Below are 23497 nucleotides of genomic sequence, written 5' to 3' on the forward strand. Positions count from 1 at the left end.
AATCAGCCGGTCCCGTACAGGCTCCCGTGTCCGGTCCCGTACGGGATCCCGGTCCGGTTCCGCCCTGCGTCAGCTGATCTTGACGGGGTTGAAGACGTCGGCGACCAGCACGAGCAGGGTGAAGCAGATGAAGACCCCCGCCACGACGTAGGCGACCGGCATCAGCTTCGCGACGTCGAAGGGGCCCGGGTCGGGGCGCTTGAAGACCCGCGCCATCCTGCGCCGTACCGACTCCCAGAGCGCGCCCGCGATATGGCCGCCGTCGAGGGGCAGCAGCGGCAGCATGTTGAAGAGGAAGAGGGAGAGGTTGAAGCCGGCCAGCAGGAACAGCATCATCGCGATCTGGTTCTGCGCCGGGATGTCCAGGGACATCACCTCGCCGCCGATGCGCGCCGCGCCGACCACGCCGACCGGCGAGTCGTCCTTGCGCGGCCCGTCGCCGAACGCCGCGCTCCACAGATCCGGGATCTTGGAGGGGAGGGCGATGATCGAGTCGACACCGTTCTGGAACATGTCGCCCATCCGGCCCACGGAGTCGCCGAAGGAGAGCGGGACGATCTCGGTGGCGGCGGCGAAGCCGAGGTATCCGGCGGGCACGTACTTGTCCGGGACGACCTCGCCCTTGGAGTCCTTCTGGGCGACCATGTTCTTGGCGAGGGTGGCGTGCAGCACCTGCTGGGACCCGTCGCGGTCGACGGTGATGGTGGCCGGGCCGATCGTCTTGCGGATGAGGTCGGAGAGCGTCGACCAGTCGGCGACCCGCTGCCCGTTGAAGGCGACGATCCGGTCGCCCTTCTTGAGCCCGGCGGCCTGCGCGGGCGAGACCGGGTCGCTCTTCTCACAGGTGTCGCGCTTGTCGCTCTGCGCGATCACGCACTTCTGTACGCCGGCGACCTGCGTGGTCTGGGTCTGGAACCCGAAGCTCATCGCCACGCCCATGAAGATCACGGTGGCGAGGATGAGGTTCATGAAGGGGCCCGCGAACATCACGATCACGCGCTTCCACGGCTTGCGCGTGTAGAAGAGGCGCTTCTCGTCGCCGGGTTCCAGCTCCTCGTAGGCCGCGGAACGCGCGTCCTCTATCATTCCGCGCCACGGCGAGGTGGACCGCGCCTCGATCCGGCCGTCCGCGCCCGGCGGGAACATGCCGATCATGCGGATGTACCCGCCCATGGGGATCGCCTTGATCCCGTACTCCGTGTCGCCCTTCTTGCGTGACCAGATGGTCGGTCCGAAACCGACCATGTACTGGGGCACGCGGATGCCGAACATCTTGGCCGTGGAGAGATGGCCGAGTTCGTGCCAGGCGATGGAGAAGAGCAGCCCCAGGACAAAGACCACAATGCCCAGGACTGTCAACAGAATCGTCATGCGCGAGCCTCCGCTGGCTGTTCTTCGGTGAATTTCGCTGCCGTCTCGCGGGCCCGGGCCCGCGCCCAGGCCTCTGCTTCCAGGACGTCCGCCACGGTGAGCGAGGTTCCCGTACGAGGGGTGCCATGTTCGGCGACGACCTCGGTGACCGTATCCATGATGCCGTTGAACGGGAGCCGGCCCGCCAGGAACGCGTCGACGCACTCCTCGTTCGCGGCATTGAACACCGCGGGGGCCGTGCCGCCGAGCGCGCCGACGTGCCGGGCGAGTCCCACGGAGGGGAACGCCTCGGTGTCGAGCGGGAAGAACTCCCAGGCCGAGGCCTTGGTCCAGTCGAAGGCGGGCGCGGCGTCCGGCACCCGCTCGGGCCAGCCGAGACCGATGGCGATCGGCCCGCGCATGTCGGGCGGGGTCGCCTGGGCCAGGGTCGAGCCGTCGTTGAATTCCACCATCGAGTGAACATACGACTGAGGGTGGACGACCACCTCAATCTGTTCGAAGGGAATGTCGTAGAGAAGATGGGCCTCGATGACTTCGAGGCCCTTGTTGACGAGGGTCGCGGAGTTGACCGTGATCACCGGGCCCATGGCCCAGGTGGGGTGCGCGAGGGCCTCCTCGCGGGTGACCGCCGCCAGTTCGGCGCGGGTACGGCCCCGGAAGGGCCCGCCGGAGGCCGTCACCACCAGCTTGCGCACGTCGGCCCGGGTACCGGCGGCCAGCGCCTGGAAGAGCGCGGCGTGCTCGGAGTCGACCGGGATGATCTGGCCGGGCCGCGCGAGGGCCTTCACCAGCGGGCCCCCGACGATCAGCGACTCCTTGTTGGCCAGCGCGAGCGTACGGCCCGCCGTGAGGGCGGCCAGGGTGGGGGCGAGCCCGATGGAGCCGGTGATGCCGTTGAGCACGGTGTGGCAGTCGGACGCGGCCAGTTCGGTGGCGGCGTCGGGACCGGCGAGGATCTCGGGGAGCGGCTCCCCCGCCCCGTACCGCGCCCCGAGCGCCTCCCTCAGCTCGGGCACCGCGTCCTCCCGCGCGACCGCGACGGTACGGACCCGTAGCCGCCACGCCTGCTCGGCGAGCAGGGCGACGCGTCCGCCGGCGGCGGAGAGCGCGGTGACACGGAAACGGTCGGGGTTGCGCAGGACCAGGTCGATGGCCTGCGTGCCGATGGATCCGGTGGAGCCGAGGACGACGATGTCCCGGCGGCCTTCGGTGGGATCGAAGGTGAGATGCGGATCGGCGAGAGGGGCTGGGCTGTCGCTCATGCCCCCCATTCTTGCCTCATCGGCGAGCCGCTCGGACAGCGCGCCCCCGAGGGTGTCCCCGTGCGCCGTCCGATGCGGACTTCTTCACCGCGCGGATGCACGGCGCCGCGCGCGTTCACCGCGCGGTGCGCGTTCACCATGCCGCGCGGATCACCGCGCCGCGCGGAACTTCTCCCACTGGGCGCGGACGATTTCCTCCGGCACTCCCCCGACGTCCTCGGTCCCGGTGATCTCGGCCCGGAAGGAGAGCGTGGCGGAGCCCGACCGCACGACGGTCAGATATTCGTAAAGTTTGAGCTTCCCTTTGATGTCCAGGATCGTGAAGCGGTACGCGGTGGCCTCGTCGCCCACCCGGGGCGCGGTGACGGCCTCCGCCTTCAGGTACTTCGCGCGCGCCACCGCCCGCTCCTCGGTGAACCCTCCCGCACAGTCGCGCCCCGCCCGGCCGAGCGCCTTCATGACCCCCTTCGCCCCCTGACCGGGATACGAACGCAGCTGTACGGCGACGGTCGGGCCGAGCGTCTCACCGGGGACGTCGACCCTGCGGTGGACCTCGGCCGCGGGAGTGAACGCGGTGGCGCCCGCGGCGAGGCTGACGAAGGGCTGGCAGACGGCGGGCGCTGCGGTGTAGTCCTCGCCGAGCGGGACGCCGAGAGAGTACGCGCCGGCGGCGTACTTCCCGATCCGCTCGCCGTCAGTGAAGGAGGCGGCGGTGAGCCGGGCCCGGGTCAGCGGGGTGACGGCGGAAGCGGATGCGGAGGCGGACGGCGTGCCCGCCTTGCCGTCGCCGTGCTCCTCGCCACCGCCACCCCCGCACCCGGCGGCACCGAGGACCACCACCCCGGCCGCCACCCACACCACCGCTTCCCGCGCAGCCCGGAACATCCGTACCCCCGTAGTGAGTTCGACGCGCCACGTGATCGCGCTCGACTTCCGATTGTGCGGCATGAGGCGCGCGAGGTCACTGACGACCGGTGGCAACGGCGTTGCGTTCGGTAACTGGCGCGCGGGCACGGCGGACTCGGTCGCCGGAGCTTTCGTGTGGAGCGGGTTGGTCTGGACTTATTGACATGCCTCTCGCGTGGCCCGATTCTGAGAGCGCTCTCAGAAGCCGATTCCATCCCCACTGGAACCACTGGAAGCACCTCCCGAGGAGGAGAGCCGTGCCCCCCATCAGACAGTTGCTGGCGTCTCTGGCCGCCGCCGTGGTCTTCGCGACAGGATTCACGGCCGCCGGGCCCGTGGCCGTCGCGCAGGCTGCCGTGCCTTCGACCATCCCGCTCACCATCAAGAACAGCTCCGCCCGCGGCGAGCAGGTCTATGTGTACAACATCGGAACGCTGCTCTCGACGGGCCAGCAGGGCTGGGCCGACGCGAACGGTACGTTCCACGCCTGGCCCGTCGGCGGGAATCCGCCGACTCCCGCGCCGGACGCGTCGATCGCCGGGCCCGCCAACGGGCAGTCGAAGACCATCCGGATGCCGCAGTTCTCCGGACGGGTCTACTTCTCGTACGGGCAGAAGCTGGACTTCCGGCTGACCACCGGCGGACTCGTACAGCCCGCCGTGCAGAACCCGTCTGACCCGAACAGGAACATCCTGTTCAACTGGACGGAGTACACGCTCAACGGCGCCGGGCTGTGGATCAACAGCACGCAGGTGGACATGTTCTCGGCGCCGTACGCCGTCGGCGTCAAGGCCCCGAACGGCACCACCAGCAGCACGGGACACCTCAAGCCGGGCGGTTACAACGGCTTCCTCAACGCGCTCAGGAGCCAGTCGGGCGGCTGGGGCAATCTGATCCAGACGCGGGCGGACGGCACCGTCCTGCGCGCCCTCGCCCCGGGCCACGGCATCGAGTCGGGTGCGCTGCCGGCGTCGGTGATGGACGACTACATCAACCGCGTGTGGAGCAAGTACGCGAGTTCGACGCTGACGGTGACACCGTTCGGCGACCAGCCGAACACCAAGTACTTCGGCCGCGTCTCCGGCAACGTCATGAACTTCACGAACAGCGCGGGCGCGGTCGTCACCTCGTTCCAGAAGCCCGACGCGGACAGCGTCTTCGGCTGCTACAAGCGGCTGGACGCGCCGAACGATCTCGTGCGCGGCCCCATCTCCCGCACCCTGTGCGCGGGTTACAACCGCTCCACGCTGCTGTCCAACGCCAACCAGCCCGACACGAGTTCAGCGGGCTTCTACCAGGACGGGGTGACCAACCACTACGCGCGGGTGCTCCACTCCCAGATGGCCGACGGCAAGGCGTACGCCTTCGCGTTCGACGATGTCGGCAACCACGAGTCGCTGGTGCACAACGGCGACCCGCAGGAGGCGTTCATCACGCTCGACCCGTTCAGCTGAGCGGTGTGACGCACAGCCCCGACTGGCCCTCGGCCCAGTATTCGGGGTAGAGCAGATAGTCGGTGGTGGCGCACGAGTCACCGTCCGCCACCCGGTACTGGGCCCGGCCGGAGTCGCAGCTCACCGCTTCGATCTCCTGGCCGGGCCACTCTGTCTCGTTGCGCACGCAGTCGCCGACCGACACCCGGTCCGGCCCGCTGTCGCCGACCACCACGCCGATCACGATCAGCGAGGCGAAGCCGAGCACCAGCAGCGCGAGGGGCGTCAGGACCAGCAGGGCGGGCGCCCGGAACAGGACCCTGCTGCCCGGGTCGAGGGGCGGGCGCCAGCCGCCGTGCGGGGGCGGCAGCTTACGGAACCGGGCACGCGCCTCCACCACATTGAGCAGGACGACAAACGGCGTGATGAAGAAGGAGAACAGCCCCCACCAGCCCGCCGCGAGCGTGTTCGAGGTCATCCGGCGATACGTGGCGAGCCCGCACGAACGGCAGAAGAAGCCACGGCTCTTGAGCGAGCGCATCACGACGATCATGCCCTGATGGCCGCGGACCGTGGCCTCCACCGCGGGCTGGGCGCCGCAGATCCCGCACACGGGGGCGGGACCGTACGGCGGCTGCTGCCCGTACGGTCCCGGTTGGCCGGCGGGCTGACCGTACGGCCCCGGTTGGCCGTAGGTCTGTCCGTAGCCCTGCCCGTACGGCGTCTGTTGGTGCTGCGGCCCGTACGGCTGCTGCGGGTACTGCTGTTGCGGGTACTGCTGCTGGTACGGGCCCGGTGACGGCGGCGTCGCCATTGATGATCTCTCCCCTGTATGTACGACGGTCGCACTGTAGCCCGTCGCGACAGCGCCTCCTCGGGGAGCCGAAGGCAAGGGGATGGGCCGGAGGTCAGGGAACCGGCCGGTGGACGTCGGCCCGCTCGGACGGGCCCGGTGCCGCGTCCGCGATCCAGGGGCCTTCGCCGCTCGGGTCCACGATGCCCTCCTCCAGCCACTGGTACGTACCGGCCAGCACCCCGTCCACGACCTTGCGGTCGAGGTCGTCCGTGTTGGACCACAGGCGGGTGAAGAGCTCCTCGACGCGGAGGCGGGACTGCCGGCAGAAGACATCGGCGAGTTGGTACGCCTCGCGCCCGTGGTCCGCGTTCGCCCGCAGCAGTTCGGCCCGTACGCACGCCGCGCTCATCGCGAACAGTTCGGCGCCGATGTCGACGATCCGGCCGAGGAAGCCCTGTTTGGTCTCCATCCGGCCCTGCCAGCGCGACATGGCGTAGAAGGTGGAGCGGGCGAGCTTGCGCGAGGTCCGTTCCACATAGCGCAGATGCGGCGACAGATCCCGGTACCCGGCGGGATGGAACTCGGCGTACGAGGTGGGCAGTTGGCCGGGGCCCGCGACCAGCTTCGGCAGCCAGCGCGCGTAGAACCCGCCCGCCCGCGCGCCCGCCTTCGCCTTGTCGGAGAGGGACTTGTCCGGGTCGATGATGTCGCCCGCCACCGCGAGGTGCGCGTCGACGGCCTCGCGGGCGATCAGCAGGTGCATGATCTCGGTCGAGCCCTCGAAGATGCGGTTGATCCGCAGATCGCGGAGCATCTGCTCGGCGGGGACGGCGCGTTCGCCCCGGGCCGCCAGGGAATCGGCGGTCTCGAAGCCGCGGCCACCGCGGATCTGGACCAGTTCGTCCGCCATCAGACAGCCCATCTCCGAGCCGAACAGCTTGGCGAGGGCCGCCTCGATGCGGATGTCGTTGCGGTCCTCGTCCGCCATCTGGGAGGAGAGGTCCACGACCGCCTCCAGCGCGAACGTGGTGGCGGCGATGAACGAGATCTTGGCGCCCACCGCCTCGTGCCGGGCCACGGGCTTGCCCCACTGCTCGCGCGCGGCCGACCACTCGCGGGCGATCTTCAGACACCACTTGCCGGCGCCCGCGCACATCGCGGGCAGCGAGAGCCGTCCGGTGTTGAGGGTGGTGAGGGCGATCTTGAGTCCCGCGCCCTCGGGTCCGATGCGGTTCGCGGCGGGGACCCGGACCTGGTGGAAGCGGGTGACACCGTTCTCCAGACCGCGCAGTCCCATGAAGGCGTTGCGGTTCTCGACGGTGATGCCCGGGGAGTCCGCCTCGACGACGAAGGCGCTGATCCCGCCCTTGGAGTCCGCCGTCCTCGGCACGCGGGCCATCACGACGAGCAGATCGGCGACGACGCCGTTGGTCGTCCACAGCTTCACGCCGTCGAGTACGTACGCGTCGCCGTCCGGCACGGCCGTCGTCGCCAGCCGGGCCGGGTCGGATCCCACGTCCGGCTCGGTCAGCAGGAAGGCCGAGATGTCCGTACGGGCCAGACGGGGCAGGAACGCCTCCTTCTGCTCCCGCGTGCCGAAAATCTTGAGCGGCTGCGGTACGCCGATCGACTGATGGGCCGAGAGCAGCGCGCCGACCGCCGGGCTGGCCGAGCCGACGAGCGCCAGGGCCTTGTTGTAGTACACCTGGGTGAGGCCGAGCCCGCCGTACTTGGTGTCGATCTTCATACCGAGCGCGCCCAGTTCCTTGAGGCCCTTGATGACCTCGTCGGGGATCCGGGCCTCGCGCTCGATCAGCGCGCCGTCGATCCTCGTCTCGCTGAACGCGCGCAGCTTGGCGAGGAACTCCTCGCCGCGCCTGACGTCCTCGGGCGCGGGCAGGGGGTGGGGGTGGATGAGGTCGAGGCGGAAGCGGCCGAGGAACATCTCCTTGGCGAAGCTGGGCTTGCGCCAGCCCTGTTCACGGGCGGCTTCTGCGACCTGTCGCGCCTCGCGCTCGGAGACCGTGGGCCTGCCCTGCGGTTCCTGCGGTGCGGACGCTGCTGAGGGTGCGGATGGGGCGGACATGAGGAACTCACCTCGCCGCGGAGTCGGGTCCAATGACGGTTCTTACCGGCTGGGACTACCTGTCCGTATCTACCCGAACAACGCCGCCCGCACCAGTCGTGACGCGACGGGTGCGGGCGGCGGGGTGAGGGTGCGGCGGGTTGAGGGTGCGGCGGGTTGACGGGGTTCGGGCGAAGGGGCCGGGGCCCGGGTGTCAGAGGTCGAGGCCGGTGAGGACCATGACGCGCTCGTAGGTGTAGTCGTCCATGGCGAACCGCACGCCCTCGCGGCCGACGCCGGACTTCTTGACGCCGCCGTACGGCATCTGGTCGGCGCGGTACGAGGGGACGTCCCCGACGATCACACCGCCGACCTCAAGGGCGCGGTGGGCGCGGAAGGCGGTCTGGAGGTCGTGGGTGAAGACGCCCGCCTGGAGACCGTACTTCGAGTCGTTCACCGCCTCGAACGCCTCGCTCTCGCTCTCGACCCGGCGCAGTGTGAGAACCGGCCCGAAGACCTCCTCGCGGGCGAGGGTGGTGTCCGCGGGGACGTCGGCGAGAACGGTGGGCGTGTAGCTCGCCCCGTCCCGCTTGCCGCCGGTGAGCAGCTGGGCGCCGTCGCGCACCGCCTCGTCCACCCACGCCTCGACCCGCTTGGCGGCGTCCTCGTTGACGAGGGGGCCGACATCGGTGGCGTCGTCGGCGGGGTCCCCGGTGATCTGGGCCTCGACGGCGGCGACGATCCTGGGGACCAGCCGCTCGTACACGGAGGCGTCCGCGATCACGCGCTGGACGGAGATGCAGGACTGGCCGCCCTGGTAGTTCGAGAAGGCGGCGATCCGGGTCGCGGCCCAGTCGAGGTCCTTGTCGCTCGCGTAGTCGGCGAGGACGACGGCCGCGCCGTTGCCGCCCAGCTCCAGCGTGCAGTGCTTGCGCGGGACGGAATCCATGATGGCGTAGCCGACCTTGTCGGAGCCGGTGAAGGAGATCACCGGCAGCCGCTCGTCCTGGACGAGGGCGGGCATGCGGTCGTTGGCCACGGGCAGTACGGACCAGGAGCCCGCCGGGAGGTCGGTCTCGGCGAGCAGCTCGCCGAGCAGCAGCCCGGAGAGGGGCGTCGCTGGGGCGGGCTTGAGGATGATCGGGGCGCCGGCGGCGATGGCGGGGGCGATCTTGTGGGCACAGAGGTTGAGCGGGAAGTTGAACGGCGCGATGCCGAGGACGGCGCCGTGCGGGAAGCGGCGGGTCAGGGCGAGCCGGCCGGCGCCGCCCGCGTCGGTGTCGAGCCGCTGGGCCTCGCCGGAGTTGAAGCGACGGGCCTCCTCGGCGGCGAACCGGAACACGGAGACGGCGCGGCCGACCTCGCCGCGGGCCCACTTGAGCGGCTTGCCGTTCTCGGCGGAGATCAGCTGGGCGATCTCCTCGGTGCGTTCGACGAGCCTGCGCGAGACATGGTCGAGGGCGGCGGCGCGGACGTGCGCGGGCGTCGCGGCGAACTCCGCCAGTACGGCGTGCGCCGCCGCGACGGCCTCCTCGACCTGGGCGTCGGTCGGCACGGCGACCGTGCCGACGAGCCGGCCGTCCCAGGGGGAGGTGACGTCGAAAGTGTCCTCGCCGGTGGCCTGGCGGCCGGCGAGCCAGAAAGCGTGGGTGGAAGTCATGACGAGTCCGGGCCCTTCCGAGTAGACGGCTGTATGAGTCCCACGGTAGGGGGGCGAGGGCCCCCGCGGAGTTGTCCGGGGTGGAGTGGTGGGCTCGGGGCGGGTGCCGCAATGGCGCAGGAGGAGGGGGCGGGGGTACGAGGGTCGCCCCGGCGGCCTGGGCGGTCCAGGGCGGTCGTGGGCGGTTCGTGGGCTGTCGTGGGCGGTGCCGGCTGTCGGGACCGGCCGTCAGGACAGGCTTCCGGGACCGGCCGGAGCGGCTGGGCCGGTCGTGACGGGGCGCGTCCGGTCAGGTGGCGGTCAGGCATTGGTCGTCGGGCGCTCAGGGGGTGGCCGGTGGGCCCGACGCCGTTGTCTTCAGGGCGAGCCACAGCTCCATCCGTACGTCCGCGTCGTCCAGGGAGCGGCCGAGGATCTCTTCCACCCTGCGCATGCGGTAGCGCAGCGTATGGCGGTGGACTCCGAGGTCGGCCGCCGCCGCGTCCCACTGGCCGTGGTGGGAGAGCCAGGCGCGCAGCGAGGCCACCAGGTCGCCGCGGCCCTTGGCGTCGTGTTCGCGCAGGGCGCGGAGCATGCCGTCGGCGAAGGCGCGTACGGCGTCGTCGGCGAGGAGGGGCAGGATGGAGCCGGTCGCCAGTTCCTCGTGCTCGACCAGCGCCCGGCCGCGCCGGCGGGCCACGGAGAGCGCCTGTTCGGCCTGTTTGTAGGCGCCGGCCGTCGCGATGGGGCCGGTGGTCGCCGAGAGGCCGATGACGACGCCCGCCTCGTCGGACTCGCGGAGGGCGTACGCCTCGCAGGCGGTGACGACGGCTCCGCCGTCGGCCGCGAGTACGGCGAGCCGCTCGTCGCCGTCCGGGACGGCGAGGACCGACTCGCCCGCACGCGCGGCCGCCGCCTCCAGTTCCTCGGCGAGGACGTGGAGCGGGTGGTCGGGCGCGTCGGGTGCGGCGGATCCCGTCGTGGCCTCGGCGATCAGCAGCCGGAAGGGGGCGTCCAGCAGCTCGCCGTAGAGATCACCCGCGACGGCGCGCGCGTGGTCGGGCTGGCCGGAGAGCAGCATGCGCAGGACGGCGGCGCCCAGGCGCTGCTCCGCGGCCTGCAAGGTGCGGGAGCGCTCGGTCGTGAGGGTCAGGAGCGCTATGGCGGAGTGCACGGCGTACCGCTCCGTGGTGCCCAGGGCGGCGCCGGTGCCGACCGCGAGCGCGCCGCGCACGCGTCTGCCGGTGCCGAGGGACTGGAGTTCGACGCGGTCCTCGGCGCCCGTGTCGCCGCCGGTGTCCGTGTCGGTGTCGGTGTCGGTATCCGCTTCGGAGTCCGGGCTGGTGTCGGACGCGGCGCCGGCGCCGACCACCGCGCTGGCGGGCGCGGGCCGCTCGCGCAGCCGCCGCACCTCGGCGGTCAGCCGGGCAGCGCGGCGCGCGGCCCAGTCCGGCGCGGCGGCGACGACGGCGCCCGACGCGTCGTACAGGGCGGCCCAGCCGTCCACGTGGGCGGCGAGCCGGGCCAGCAGGGCGGCGGGCCCGTCGGCGAGGGCGGCGCGGGTCAGCTCGCGCTGGACCTCGAAGCCGGCGGTCACCGCGCGGTACTGGTCGGCGGCGATGGCCGCCGACACTGCCTTGCTGATCGCGAGGAACGGCGTGCGCCGGGGCACCCCCAACAGCGGCAGCCCCGCCTCGCGCGCCGCGGCGACGAGCGCCTCGGGCACGTCCTCGTAATTCACCCCCACCGCGAACCCGATCCCGACCACCCCGGCGCCGGTCAGCCGCCGTACGTAGCGCCGCATCGCCTCGGGGTCCTCGGCGTCCAGCGTGGTCGCCGTGATGAGCAGCAGCTCGCCGCCCTCCATGTACGGCACGGGATCGACCAGCTCACTCGCGTGCACCCAGCGCACCGGCGTCCGCAGCCGGTCCTCCCCGGCGCGCACGGTGAGGTTGAGCGCGGAGTGCTGGACGAGTGAGGCGAGGGTGGGCGGCATGGTCGAACCGTAGGGCCTTCGGAAGAATTACGACGTCCCGTATGAACGGCGTCCCCCAATTCTGCCATCTTGTACGGACCCCGCTCGCGCACAAGCGCCGGCGGGACCCGGGGGCCGGGGGCCGGACGCGGGCCCCGGACCCGGTTCAGCTCCGCAGATCCACCAGCAGCGGCGGGGCGTGCTCCCCTGCGACGGTGCGAAGGGAGAGGACTGCGTGGCCCGCGGGTACGGAGTACGCCAGCTCGGAGGCCGACCACCGTTCCCGTTCGACCTGCCGTACGGTCACGGCGTCCGTCGTCACGGCCTTGCCCGTGACGAGTTTGCGTAGCGCGTGGACGGCCCGGGTGAAGGGCTGGTCGGCGAAGACGGTGTGCTGGGCGACCTCCCGGGTCTCGACCCATTCCTTGCCCCACACTTCGGCGAAGCGCTTGCCGTCCCAGGTGGTGACGCCCGAGAAGGCCATGCAGCAGCCGACCGCGCCGAGCAGCGGGGTGTGCAGTCCTTCCGCGACGTCGTCGATGGTGCGCAGCGCGAGGACCGCGCCCGCGTTCACCGAGCGCAGTCGCCGCACGCCCCGGACCGTCTCGGGGGTGAGGGTGTGGGTGGCGTCGTCGAGGACCAGGCAGATGAAGAGCGAACGGTCCGCGCGGGCCGCCGCGACGGCGGTGAACTGGGCGAGGACGAGCCGGGCGAGCAGCCGGGACGCCTCCGCGTGGCCGCGTTCCGGCAGGTCGATCCGTACCCGTACGGGCAGTTGTTCCACGGAGCGCAGCGAGAACGGGCGCGCCTCCGGCCCGGTGGCGAAGAACTGCGCGAAGGCGGGCCGGTCGAGCAGGGCGAGCCGGTCGGTGAGCAAGGGCCCCGGGTCGCCCGCGCTCCCCGCCTGCCGGGCGCGCGCGTCGAGTTCACGGAGCAGCGCGTGGTGCTCGCTCGGGTCGAGCGCGTCGCGCAGCCGGGTGAGCGCGGACGGCACGCCGTCGAGCAGCTCCCGGAGCGCGGGCACCGGCGGGAAGTGCCCGTGGGCGGCGCGGTACGGGCCGAGCAGCTGGGCGAGCGCGGAGGCCGCCCGGCGGCTGTCGAGGGTGGGGATGTCCCCGGCCAGGCCCTCCGCGAGCAGGGCTGCCGCCTCGTCGGGGTCGGTCGTGCCCCCGTACAGATCGAAGTCGTGGCGGGAGGCGGGGTCACCGATCCTGACGACGACGTCGTACGCCTGGTCGGGGCCGAGCGGTGTGCCGGCGGCGCAGACGGTGACCACGGAGCACTGCCCGGCGAGCGCACGGAGGGCGAGGGACTCCACCACGGGCCGGACCAGCCGGCCGGACTTGCCTGCGCCGGGCGGCCCGACGGCCAGCAGCGAGGTGCCGAGGAGCGCGGGGTCCAGGGCCACACCGGAGCCGCGGCGCTCGTAGGGGTTGTGCGGGTCGTCCGCGCAACGGCCGATACGGACCTGCCCGGTGAGCAGATCGTGCGGTGCGGTGCGCCCCGGCAGATCCCGGTCGCCGGAGGGGTGCGGGCAGGCGGCTGCTCCCCGGCGCAGCACGGCGTCGGTGAAGGGGCCGACCCGTCCCGGCTCGGTCCTGGCCACGGACCACGCGTGGCGCAGCCGTGCGACGTCCACGTCGTTCATCCCGCCGGCGCGTGCTTCGGCCGTCAGGGTGTCGGCGGCGTCCGACTCTCCGGCCGCCCGCAGCTCCGGCCAGTCGGCGGGGGAGGCGGCGGCCGGTCGGGCCGGCGCGGACCCGGCTCCGGCCGGTGCGCGGCCCGGCCCGCCGCCCGCGTACCGTGCCGCGAGCGCGCGCCACTGGCCCAGGCGGGCGAAGGGCCACAGCACGCCCACGCTGATGAGCACGTAGATCACGTTCACGACACCCTGGCTCTGGAACAGCTCACCGCCCGCGATCCAGGCCACGACGATCAGCACCGGCCGGGCGACGGGCAGCGCGTCCCTCCAGACGAGCATCAGTACCAGGGCCCCGGCGACCGCCGAGGCGACGCCGAGGAAGGGCTGCCCACGCCGCGCGACATGGCGCTGGAACAGCTCGGCCCAGTTCCCGAGCCGGGCACAGGTGTAGACGAGCAGCCCGAAGAGGAGGGCCTCGTAGACGGTGACCGCCCGCTCCGCCTCCCGCGTCCGGGGACCACCGAAGCTGCCGGCGAACCACCAGTCGCGCGGGGTGAAAAGTTTCAGCGGAACGAGCCGGTACGGGATGTAGCCGTGCCGCCACAGCGTCCAGACGAGCGTCCCGGAGAGCAGGGAGATCAGCAGTCCGACGACCAGCGCGCGATTGGGCACCCCGTAGGGCTTCTCCGGCGGCCTCGGGACATGGCCGTAGCGCCAGACACCGGGGGCGTCTCCACGCCTCGGGGTGCGCAGCCAGTCGTCGAGCGAGGAGGCGGGGGCCACGGCCTCGGCCGACGGGGCGCCGGGGGGCGCGTGCGGCGGGCGGGGCGGGGCGTACGCGGGGCGCGGCGGCTCCGGTCGGGGTGGGGCGGAGCGTGGGGGTGGCGGGGTGGGTGTGGTCGGTGCGTCGTGTGTGCCGTCGGTGTCCATGAAAACCCTGCCCCCTGAGCCGTCTTCTCCGCCCTGTGCACCCGTCAATCTAGTGCCCCCGCAAGCCATTCAGCGGGTAGCTCACCGGCCGGCTGCCTCCCGCGCTCCTCCCGCACCCGCGCGGACCGTACCCGCGGCCCGCGCGCCCTCCCCCGGCCGCTATGTCCGTCGCGGACAACGACACGCGCACACCACTCCCGAACGGCGCATGCCCGTCTCCCCCGCTCCCCCCTAGCCTGCGAGGAAAGCCAAAGGAAGCCGGAGAAAGTCCCGCTACCCCCGGTGACTCCCCCGGCAACCCTCCCGGAGGCGTTCCCCCTCGTACCGGACCCCCAGACCACAGATCCCACAGACCCCGCAGACCCCGCAGATCCCGCAAACCACAGATCCCGCAGATCTCACAGATACCCAGAGACCCCCAGGAGCCCCTCATGACCACTGTTCCGCAGGAGCGCCGCATCGTCACCCCCATCCCCGGACCCAAGTCGCTGGAGCTGCAGGCCCGCCGTACCGCCGTGGTCGCCGGCGGGGTGGGGTCCGTGCTGCCGGTCTTCGCCGCCCGCGCGGACGGCGGGATCGTCGAGGACGTGGACGGGAACCGGCTGATCGACTTCGGTTCCGGTATCGCCGTGACCTCGGTCGGCGCCAGCGCCGAGGCCGTGGTGCGCCGGGCCTCCGCCCAGCTGGCGGATTTCACCCACACCTGTTTCATGGTCACGCCGTACGAGGGGTACGTCGAGGTCTGCGAGCGGCTCGCCGAGCTGACGCCGGGCGACCACGCGAAGAAGTCCGCCCTCTTCAACTCGGGCGCCGAGGCCGTCGAGAACGCCGTGAAGATCGCCAGGTCGTACACCAAGCGCCAGGCGGTCGTGGTCTTCGACCACGGCTACCACGGCCGTACCAACCTCACCATGGCGCTGACCGCCAAGAACATGCCGTACAAGAACGGCTTCGGGCCGTTCGCGCCGGAGATCTACCGGGTGCCGGTCGCCTACGGCTACCGCTGGCCGACCGGCGCCGAGAACTGCGGCGCCGAGGCGTCCGCCCAGGCCATCGACCAGATCAGCAAGCAGATCGGCGCCGGGAACGTCGCCGCGATCGTCATCGAGCCGGTGCTCGGCGAGGGCGGCTTCATCGAGCCGGCCAAGGGCTTCCTGCCCGCGCTGGCGCGGTTCGCCAAGGACAACGGGATCGTGTTCGTGGCGGACGAGATCCAGTCCGGCTTCTGCCGTACCGGCCAGTGGTTCGCCTGCGAGGACGAGAACGTCGTCCCCGACCTGATCACCACCGCGAAGGGCATCGCCGGCGGTCTGCCGCTCGCCGCCGTCACCGGCCGCGCCGAGATCATGGACGCCGCGCACTCGGGCGGGCTCGGCGGTACGTACGGCGGGAACCCGGTGGCCTGCGCCGCCGCGCTCGGCTCCATCGAGACGATGAAGGAGCTGGATCTCGTCGGCAAGGCGCGCCGCATCGAGACGGTCATGAAGGGCCGGCTGGCCGCCCTCGCCGAGAAGTACGACGTCATCGGCGACATCCGGGGCCGGGGCGCGATGATCGCCGTCGAACTGGTGAAGGACCGGGACACCAAGGAGCCCGCGCCGGAGGCGACCGCCGCGCTCGCCAAGTCCTGCCACGCGGCGGGGCTGCTCGTCCTCACCTGCGGTACGTACGGCAATGTGCTGCGCTTCCTGCCGCCCCTGGTGATCGGCGAGGACCTGCTGAACGAGGGCCTCGACATCATCGAGCAGGCGTTCGCCGCCCTCTGACGCACCGCCCTCCGAACGGACGCCGAACGAAGGCCGAGCGGACGCAGTACGCCCGCGTACGCCCCCGCACACCCTCTGAACAGCGGCGCCGCCGGCCGGGCGGACGGCCGCAACGGTGAACCCCGCCGTCACAGCCGTCAGGGCCTGTGAAGAAGGTGTGCGAGGGCCATGGCGGGAGGCCGTTGTGGCTGTCGGAGCCCGCGCCCCTAACGTACGGTTTTCCCAGATGAGAGATACACCCCGCTCGCAGGGAACTGCGGGCGACGCCGAGGCGGGGCATCCCCAGCGCCGCTTTGGTCGTGCCTTCGCGCACACCACTGGAGCCTCTGGCTCCGGATCTCCTCACCGATCGGATGGCCGCCCGCCCCAAACCCCCCGGGGCGTGCGGCACACCGGTCCGAACGGCCGCCCCGGAACTCCCCCCCCTGTTCCCGGGCGGCCGTTTTCTCTTTCCCTCTCCTCCCTCGGCTCGGCCCTGGGATCCCCCGCCCGCTCGGCGGCCTTCGCGCTGTGCGCGGTCCTCTTCGCACTCGTCACCTGGCAGGCCACGGCCGGCGGGCCGCCGCGCGCCGCGGACGAACGGCTCGGCCGCGCGCTCGCCGGTCGCGGGCCCGAGCCGCTGACGGAGTTCCTCGCCGACCTCGGCGGTATGCCGGTCGCGCTGCCCGTACTGGCCGTGGTGATCGGCTACGTGATCCGGCGCGGCGGGCGGGGCGAGGCGGGCCGGGTGCTGGCGGTCGGCGTCACGATGGCGGCGGTCCCCGCCCTGGTCGTCCCGCTCAAGCTGTGGATCGACCGGCAGGGACCGCTCACCGACGCGACCGGCTACTACCCGTCCGGGCACACGGCCACGGCGATGGTCGCGTACGGCGGCGCCGCGCTGCTGCTCACCCCGTACGCGGGCCGGCGCGCGACCGTGCCCGTCGCCGTCGTGCTCACCCTGGCGACGGGCACCGGACTCGTCCTGCGCGGCTACCACTGGCCGCTGGACGTGCTGGGAAGTGTGCTGCTGTGCGGGATGCTCCTGCTCGTACTGACGCGGGTTCTGGACCGGCTTCGGGAGCGGGTCCAGGAACCGGTTCAGGGGCCGGTTCAGGGGCCGGTTCAGGGGCGCGCGACGGAGCCCCCGGCCCGGCGGCCCGGCCGGTCGGATCGGCCGGAACCGCCCACCGAGAGCCGTCAGCCCCGCCCCCCGTCGCCCTGACCGTCGCCCTCCTGGCCGTCGCCCTTCCTACCGTCGCGGTCACGACCCGCGCCCGTACCCGCGCCTCCCCGCGCCATCCCCGCCGCCGCCTCGTGCATCGCCAGCTCCAGCAGCACCGGATCGGTGAGCGTCCCCGAGCCGTCCGGCGGGATCAGCCAGCGCACCCCGCCGCTCCCCCGCCCCGGGTACGGGACGACGATCCAGGTGCCGCTCCCGGCGCCGCGCACCCCCGTACCGAGCCAGCGGGCCACCGTGTCCGGCGGTACGAAGAAACCCATCCGCGCGTCGCCGAAGCCGACCAGCACCGGTCCCGGCCGGTCGACCAGCCTGGTCAGCACGTCCAGGGTCGGATAGCCCAGCTCCCCCGGCAGGATCAGCACGTCCCAGCGCCTGCCTGCGGGAAGGAGAGCCACCCCGAGCGGGTCTCGCTCCCATTCCCGGCGGCAGGCGTCGGGCTCCGGCGCCACCGATACCAGCCACTCCACCGCGTTCTTCTCCCCCGAGCCGCTCATCCGCCCGGCCTCCTCCCGGTAGGGGACCGTCCTTGTTGGACGGTCCGTCCACAAGGGGGACAGCGCCGGGGCCGGAGGATGACGCGGGTTCGCCCCACCGGCTGCCGGTGATCCGGGTCACAGCCCACGGAACGGGCCATGGGACGGGCCGGTGGAGCGGCCCGGCTCAGCTGTCGAATCCGAGTCCCAGCCGGTCCAGGGTCCGCAGCCAGGCGTTACGACGGCCGCCCCGGGCGTCCGCGCGCGCCAGCGACCACTGAGTGAGGGCGATGCCCGCCCAGGCGGCCGGCTCGGGCGGGAACGGTACCGGCCTGTCCCGCACCATCTCCAGCTCCGTACGCCCACCGCGCTCCCCCGCCAGCAGATCCAGCATCACGTCGCCGCCGAATCGGGTCGCGCCGACCCCGAGACCGGTGTACCCGGCGGCGTACGCGACCCGGCCGCCGTACGCCGTGCCGAAGAAGGCCGAGAAGCGGGTGCACGTGTCGATCGCGCCTCCCCAGGCGTGGCTGAAGCGCACGCCCTCCAGTTGCGGGAAGCAGCGGAAGAAGTGGGCGGCCAGCGTGCGGTACGTCCGCGGCCGGTGGTCCCGGTCGGCGCTGAGCCGGCCGCCGAACGGATACACCGCGTCGTAACCGCCCCACAGGATCCGGTTGTCGGCGGTGATCCGGAAGTAATGGAACCGGTTGGCGCTGTCCGCGAGTCCCTGCCGGTGGTGCCAGCCGATCGCGCTCAGCTGCCCGGCCGTCAGCGGCTCGGTCATCAGGGCGTAGTCGTAGACCGGGACGGTGTACGGGCGCACGCGTCTGACCAGCGAGGGGAAGACGTTGGTGCCGAGCGCCACCTGCCGCGCGAAGACCCTGCCGCGCTCCGTACGGACGGCCATCGCGGCGCCGTGCCGGGCCAGTTCCAGGCCGCGGGTGTGTTCGTGGATCCGCACGCCGAGATCCGCGCAGACCCGCTTCAGCCCCCAGGCCAGCTTGGCGGGGTGCAGCATGGCGACGCCGCGCCGGTCCCAGACGCCGCCCAGGAAGGTCGGTGAGTCGACCTCGGCGCGTACCGCGTCGCGGTCCAGCAGCTCCAGGCCGGTGAGGCCGAGGCCGGTCGCCCGCTCGTACATCTCGTGGAGTTCGGCGAGCTGGTGCGGTTCGGTGGCGAGGTCGATCTCGCCGGTGCGCTCGAAGTCGCAGTCGATGGAGTAGCGCGCGACGGTCTCCTCGATGGCGTCGAGGTTGCGCCCGCCCAGCTCCTCCAGCCGCGCCAGCTCGTCCGGCCAGCGGGCCAGCCCGTTGGCGAAGCCGTGGGTGAGCGAGGCGGCGCAGAATCCGCCGTTGCGGCCCGAAGCCGCCCAGCCCACCTCGTTCCCCTCGATCAGGACGACGTCCCGGTCCGGGTCGCGTTCCTTGGCGAGCAGCGCGGTCCACAGCCCGCTGTAGCCGCCGCCGACGACGAGCAGGTCGCAGTGCTCGTCCCCGGTGAGGGCGGGCAGCGCCGCCGGCCTGCCGGGGTCGTCCAGCCAGTACGGGGTCCGCCGGACGTCGGCGAGTGCGGCGGCGACCGCGCGCGGGGCGGCTGGGGCCATGGCTTCCCACTCCTTCATACGAGGATCACCGGGCGGTGACACAGTCGGATCATCGGGCGGCGGACTTCCTGCGCCGGTTGCCGACCAGTTGGCCCCCGACCACCAGCAGCACGGCGAGGGCGAACATCGCCGTGCCGATGACGTTGATCTGCACGGGTGTACCGCGCTGCGCCGATCCCCAGACGTACATCGGGAAGGTCACGGTGGAGCCGGCGTTGAAGTTGGTGATGATGAAGTCGTCGAAGGACAGTGCGAAGGCGAGCAGCGCGCCGGCCGCGATGCCGGGTGCGGCGATCGGCAGGGTGACCCGTACGAAGGTCTGCACCGGACCCGCGTAGAGATCGCGCGCCGCTTCCTCCAGCCGTGGGTCCATGGACATGACCCGGGCCTTGACGGCGGTCACCACGAAGCTGAGACAGAACATGATGTGCGCGATGAGTACGGTCCAGAAGCCGAGCCGCGCGCCGAGGTTGAGGAAGAGCGTCAGCAGCGAGGCGGCCATGACCACCTCGGGCATCGCCATCGGCAGGAAGATCAGCGAGTTGACCGCACCGCGCGCCCGGAACCGGTAGCGGACCAGCGCGAACGCGATCATGGTGCCGAGCACGGTGGCGCCGAGCGTCGCCCAGGCCGCGATCCGCAGCGAGAGCGACAGCGATCCGCACAGGTCGGCGGCGCCGCAGGGGTCTTTCCAGGCGTCCAGGGAGAAGGTCTGCCAGGAGTAGTTGAACCGCCCCTTCGGCCGGTTGAACGAGAAGACCATCACGACGATGTTCGGCAGGATCAGATAGGCGAGGGTGCCCAGTCCCGCGATGACCACGAGGTTGCGTCGGAGCAGGCGCATCAGACGAGGTCCTCCGTCCCGGCTCGGCGGATGTAGAGGGTGACCGTCACCAGGACGACGGCCATCAGGATGAAGGAGAGCGCGGCGGCCGTCGGATAGTCGAGGACCCGCAGGAACTGCGTCTGGATGACGCTGCCGACCATCTTCGTGTCGGTCGATCCGAGCAGTTCGGCGTTGACGTAGTCGCCGCTCGCCGGGATGAAGGTGAGGAGTGTGCCGGAGACGACGCCCGGCATGGAGAGCGGGAAGGTCACCTTGCGGAAGGTGGTCCACGGCCGGGCGTAGAGGTCGCCCGCCGCCTCGTGGAGCCGTCCGTCGACCCGCTCCAGGGAGGTGCAGAGCGGCAGGATCATGAAGGGCAGGAAGTTGTAGGTGAGCCCGCAGACCACCGCCATGGGGGTGGCCAGCACGCGGCTTCCCTCGGTCCAGCCGAGCCAGCTGGTCACGTCGAGGACGTGCAGGGAGTTCAGGACGCCGACGACCGGCCCGCCGTCCGCGAGGATCGTCTTCCAGGCGAGCGTGCGGATCAGGAAGCTGGTGAAGAAGGGCGCGATGACGAGAACCAGCAGCAGATGGCGCCAGCGGCCCGCCTTGAACGCGAGGAGATACGCCAGCGGGTAGCCGAGCAGCAGGCACAGGGCCGTGGCGGTGCCCGCGTACAGCAGGGAGCGCACGAACTGCGGGTAGTACTCCTGGAGCGCGTCCCAGTACGTCGCGAAGTGCCAGGTGACCTGGAAGCCTTCTTCCAGGGAGCCGGTCTGTACGGAGGTCGACGCCTGGTAGACCATCGGCAGCGCGAAGAAGACCAGCAGCCAGAGGATGCCGGGCAGCAGCAGCCAGTACGGTACGAGCCGCTTGCGCGCGGACGCCTTGCGTACGGGGGGATCCGGCGGCCCGGGCGGCGGGGAGGCGGGCGCGGCGGGCGGCGCCTCGGTGGCGGTCACGACGCCTCCTCGGCCACCGTCTTGTCTGCCGGCTTGCCCGCTGTCCCGGCCGGTGTCCTGTTCGCCTCGTCGGCGTCCTTCGTACCGGCGGCTTCCGTGGTGCCGTCGGCGTCCGTCGTACCGGCTTGCGCGGACTGGCCGGCGTCCAGGCCGAAGGTGTGCGCGGGGTTCCAGTGGAGGACGACCTCGGCGCCGGGGACGAGGCGGCCGTCGCGCTCGATGTTCTGCGCGTACACCTCAAGACCGGGACAGCCGGGGCCGTCGATCACGTACTGGGTGGAGACGCCGATGAAGCTGGAGTCGGCGATCCGGCCGGATATGCGGTTGCGCCCTTCGGGGACGGTGTCCGCGTCGTCGGCGTGGGTCAGGCTGATCTTCTCGGGGCGCACGCCGACCAGCAGCCTGCCGCCGCCGCGCACCGGCGCCGGACATCGGGCGGCGGGCAGCCGGAACGTGGCGCCGCCTGCGGTGACGGCGATGTCGTCGCCGTGGACCCCGGCGACCTCGGTCCCGATGAGGTTGGAGGTGCCGAGGAAGTTGGCGACGAAGGTGGTGTCGGGGTTCTCGTAGAGATCGGCGGGGCTGCCGAGCTGCTCCACCCGGCCCGCGTTCATCACCGCGACGGTGTCGGCCATCGTCATGGCCTCCTCCTGGTCGTGGGTGACATGGATGAAGGTGATGCCGACCTCGGTCTGGATGCGCTTCAGCTCCAGCTGCATCTGGCGCCGCAGCTTGAGGTCGAGCGCGCCGAGCGGCTCGTCGAGGAGCAGCACCCGGGGGTGGTTGATGAGCGCGCGGGCCACGGCGACCCGCTGTTGCTGGCCGCCGGAGAGCTGGTGCGGCTTGCGCCGGGCGAAGTCCCCGAGCTGGACGAGGTCGAGCATGTCGCCGACCTGCCGCCGTACGGACTTGATGCCGCGCCGGCGCAGTCCGAAGGCGACGTTCTCGTAGATGTCGAGGTGCGGGAAGAGCGCGTAGCTCTGGAAGACGGTGTTGACGGGGCGCTTGTACGGGGGCAGCGCGGTGACGTCCTTGTCGCCCAGGAGGACCGAGCCCGTGGTCGGCTCCTCCAGGCCGGCGATCATCCGCAGGGTGGTGGTCTTGCCGCAGCCCGAGGCGCCGAGCAGGGCGAAGAAGGAGCCCTGCGGCACGGTGAGTTCGAGCGGGCGGACCGCCTGGAAGGTGCCGTACGTCTTGCTGATCCCGGTGAGGCGGACGTCGCCGCCGCCCCGGCTGGTGGATGTGGTCTCTGTCATGGATCACGGTCCCGGGGAGGAGAGGGAGGAGAAGAAGGAGGAGGAGGGGTGGACGGGCGGGGCGTACGGCGGGGCGGTGGGTCGCTACGCGCCGATGAGCTTGGCGAACTTCTGCTCGTACGCGGTCTCTTCCCCGGCGCTCAGCGAGCGGAAGGCGTGCGAGGCCGCGGCCATCGCCTCGTCGGGGAGGATCAGCGTGTTGTCGGCCATCGACTTGTCGATCTTCGTGAGTTCGGCGCGTACGCCGTCGACGGGACAGACGTAGTTGATGTACGCGGCGAGCCGGGCCGCGATCGGCGGCCGGTAGTAGTGGTCGATGAGCCGCTCGGCGTTGGTCTTGTGCCGCGCCCTGGCCGGGACCAGCAGGTTGTCGCTGGAGAGCATGTAACCGGCCCGGGGGATGGTGAACTTGACGTCGGGGTTGTCGTGCTGGAGCTGGACGATGTCTCCGGCCCAGGCGACGCAGGCGGCGATGTCGCCCTTGTCGAGGTCCGCGGTGTAGTCGTTGCCGGTGAAGCGGCGGACCTGCTTCTTGTCGACGGCCTGCTGGAGCCGGGCGACGGCCGCGTCGAAGTCGTCGTCGGTGAACTTCGCCGGGTCCTTGCCGAGGTCGAGGAGGGTCATCCCGATGGTGTCGCGCATCTCGGAGAGGAAGGCGACGCGGCCCTTGAGCTGAGGGTCGTCCAGCAGCTGGGAGACGGAGTCGACGGTACGTCCGCCGGTGGCTCTGGAGTTGTACGCGATCACGGTGGGGATCCCCGTCCACGGGTAGCTGTGGGCGCGGCCGGGGTCCCAGTCGGGCGAGCGGAACTGCTGGGAGAGGTTGGCGAAGGCGTACGGCAGGTGGGACGGATCGAGCTTCTGCGCGTAGCCGAGCCGGATCATCCGGGCGGCGAGCCAGTCGGTGACGCAGATCAGGTCGCGGCCGGTGTCCTGCCCGGCGGCCAGCTGCGGCTGGATCTTGCCGAAGAACTCGACGTTGTCGTTGATGTCGGCCGTGTACTTGACCTTGATCCCGGTGCGCCGGGTGAACGCCTCCAGCGTCGGGTAGTGCTTCTCGTCGTCGCTGACGTCCATGTACTCGGTCCAGTTGGAGAAGACCACCCGCTTCTCCTCGGCCGAGTGGTCGGAGGAGGCCCGGCCCCCGTCCGCCAGCTTCGCGGGCGGGATCCCGCAGCCGCTCAGACCGGCGAGGCCGCCGATCGCGAGCGTGCCGACGCCGGTGGCGCGCAGCAGGGAACGGCGGGTGAGGGCGCCCCGGCCGCCGGTGACGCTGCGCCGTACGGCGGCCAGCTGGGCCGCGGAGAGACGGTCGGGCTCGTACTGCTCCGGGTCGGGCTCGTACTGCTCCATGCGCTGTGCCCTTTCGG

18 protein-coding genes are annotated in these 23497 nt (G+C 71.7%); 4 read left to right on the forward strand and 14 right to left on the reverse strand.

Translation table 11 applies throughout. The annotated features are described in order from the left end of the window. Positions 1–69: 69 nt before the first annotated feature. The 3 genes from OG627_RS07955 to OG627_RS07965 all read right to left on the reverse strand — a co-directional run bounded on the left by OG627_RS07955 (position 70) and on the right by OG627_RS07965 (position 3581). A complete protein-coding gene (locus OG627_RS07955) occupies positions 70–1371 on the reverse strand; it encodes a M50 family metallopeptidase (protein ID WP_329062838.1) in 1302 nt (433 codons plus the stop codon). Next, positions 1368–2642, reverse strand: coding sequence for a 1-deoxy-D-xylulose-5-phosphate reductoisomerase (dxr, locus tag OG627_RS07960; RefSeq protein WP_329062840.1), 1275 nt, complete (start codon positions 2640–2642; stop codon positions 1368–1370). The genes OG627_RS07955 and dxr overlap by 4 nt, the downstream gene beginning before the upstream one ends. 141 nt (positions 2643–2783) lie before the next feature. After that, the gene (locus OG627_RS07965; RefSeq protein ID WP_329062842.1) at positions 2784–3581 is read right to left on the reverse strand and encodes a hypothetical protein; all 798 of its coding nucleotides are present in this window, start codon (positions 3579–3581) and stop codon (positions 2784–2786) included. A gap of 215 nt (positions 3582–3796) precedes the next feature. On the opposite strand from OG627_RS07965, the gene OG627_RS07970 reads away from it, so the two are divergent. Next, positions 3797–4993, forward strand: coding sequence for a glycoside hydrolase family 64 protein (locus OG627_RS07970; RefSeq protein ID WP_329062844.1), 1197 nt, complete (start codon positions 3797–3799; stop codon positions 4991–4993). On the opposite strand, the gene OG627_RS07975 is transcribed toward OG627_RS07970, so the two are convergent. After that, positions 4986–5525, reverse strand: a complete 540-nt coding sequence (locus OG627_RS07975) for an LppU/SCO3897 family protein (protein ID WP_329062846.1) — start codon at positions 5523–5525, stop codon at positions 4986–4988. The genes OG627_RS07970 and OG627_RS07975 overlap by 8 nt on opposite strands. Before the next feature lie 6 nt (positions 5526–5531). On the opposite strand from OG627_RS07975, the gene OG627_RS07980 reads away from it, so the two are divergent. Next, the gene (locus OG627_RS07980; RefSeq protein ID WP_329062848.1) at positions 5532–5771 is read left to right on the forward strand and encodes a hypothetical protein; all 240 of its coding nucleotides are present in this window, start codon (positions 5532–5534) and stop codon (positions 5769–5771) included. A 109-nt stretch (positions 5772–5880) separates the two neighbouring features. On the opposite strand, the gene OG627_RS07985 is transcribed toward OG627_RS07980, so the two are convergent. From OG627_RS07985 to OG627_RS08000, 4 genes are all read right to left on the reverse strand, one after another. Further along, positions 5881–7854: an acyl-CoA dehydrogenase family protein gene (locus OG627_RS07985; protein ID WP_329062850.1), complete on the reverse strand. Its 1974-nt coding sequence runs from the start codon at positions 7852–7854 to the stop codon at positions 5881–5883. A gap of 193 nt (positions 7855–8047) precedes the next feature. Further along, complete coding sequence (locus OG627_RS07990) at positions 8048–9493, reverse strand: aldehyde dehydrogenase family protein (protein ID WP_329062852.1); 1446 nt, start codon at positions 9491–9493, stop codon at positions 8048–8050. A 322-nt stretch (positions 9494–9815) separates the two neighbouring features. After that, on the reverse strand, positions 9816–11468 hold the full coding sequence (locus OG627_RS07995; RefSeq protein ID WP_329062854.1) for a PucR family transcriptional regulator: 1653 nt from the start codon (positions 11466–11468) through the stop codon (positions 9816–9818). 145 nt (positions 11469–11613) lie between these two features. After that, positions 11614–14019 carry an ATP/GTP-binding protein gene (locus OG627_RS08000; protein WP_329062857.1) on the reverse strand — a complete coding sequence of 802 codons (2406 nt, stop codon included), beginning with the start codon at positions 14017–14019 and terminating at the stop codon, positions 11614–11616. Positions 14020–14450: 431 nt separating this feature from the next. Between OG627_RS08000 and gabT the strand changes: the two genes are divergently transcribed. Together gabT and OG627_RS08010 are read left to right on the forward strand one after the other, a co-directional pair. Then, complete coding sequence (gabT, locus tag OG627_RS08005) at positions 14451–15785, forward strand: 4-aminobutyrate--2-oxoglutarate transaminase (RefSeq protein WP_329062859.1); 1335 nt, start codon at positions 14451–14453, stop codon at positions 15783–15785. A 226-nt stretch (positions 15786–16011) separates the two neighbouring features. Further along, positions 16012–16989: a phosphatase PAP2 family protein gene (locus tag OG627_RS08010; RefSeq protein WP_443073431.1), complete on the forward strand. Its 978-nt coding sequence runs from the start codon at positions 16012–16014 to the stop codon at positions 16987–16989. On the opposite strand, the gene OG627_RS08015 is transcribed toward OG627_RS08010, so the two are convergent. From OG627_RS08015 to OG627_RS08040, 6 genes are all read right to left on the reverse strand, one after another. Continuing rightward, positions 16965–17501, reverse strand: coding sequence for a hypothetical protein (locus tag OG627_RS08015; protein WP_329062863.1), 537 nt, complete (start codon positions 17499–17501; stop codon positions 16965–16967). The two genes, OG627_RS08010 and OG627_RS08015, sit on opposite strands and share 25 nt — an antisense overlap. Positions 17502–17667: 166 nt before the next feature. Continuing rightward, a complete protein-coding gene (locus OG627_RS08020; protein ID WP_329062865.1) occupies positions 17668–19083 on the reverse strand; it encodes an NAD(P)/FAD-dependent oxidoreductase in 1416 nt (471 codons plus the stop codon). A gap of 49 nt (positions 19084–19132) precedes the next feature. Further along, positions 19133–19927, reverse strand: a complete 795-nt coding sequence (locus OG627_RS08025) for an ABC transporter permease (protein WP_329062867.1) — start codon at positions 19925–19927, stop codon at positions 19133–19135. Then, on the reverse strand, positions 19927–20871 hold the full coding sequence (locus tag OG627_RS08030; RefSeq protein WP_329062869.1) for an ABC transporter permease: 945 nt from the start codon (positions 20869–20871) through the stop codon (positions 19927–19929). Before OG627_RS08030 ends, OG627_RS08025 begins: the two co-directional genes overlap by 1 nt. Then, entirely contained in the window at positions 20868–22127 is a 1260-nt protein-coding gene (locus tag OG627_RS08035; protein WP_329062871.1) for an ABC transporter ATP-binding protein, read from the reverse strand. The genes OG627_RS08030 and OG627_RS08035 overlap by 4 nt, the downstream gene beginning before the upstream one ends. 84 nt (positions 22128–22211) lie before the next feature. Continuing rightward, positions 22212–23480 (reverse strand): ABC transporter substrate-binding protein, encoded by a 1269-nt coding sequence (locus OG627_RS08040; RefSeq protein ID WP_329062873.1) that lies wholly within the window; start codon positions 23478–23480, stop codon positions 22212–22214. Positions 23481–23497 lie beyond the last annotated feature (17 nt).

The sequence above is a fragment of the Streptomyces sp. NBC_01429 genome, assembly GCF_036231945.1.
GTDB lineage: Bacteria > Actinomycetota > Actinomycetes > Streptomycetales > Streptomycetaceae > Streptomyces.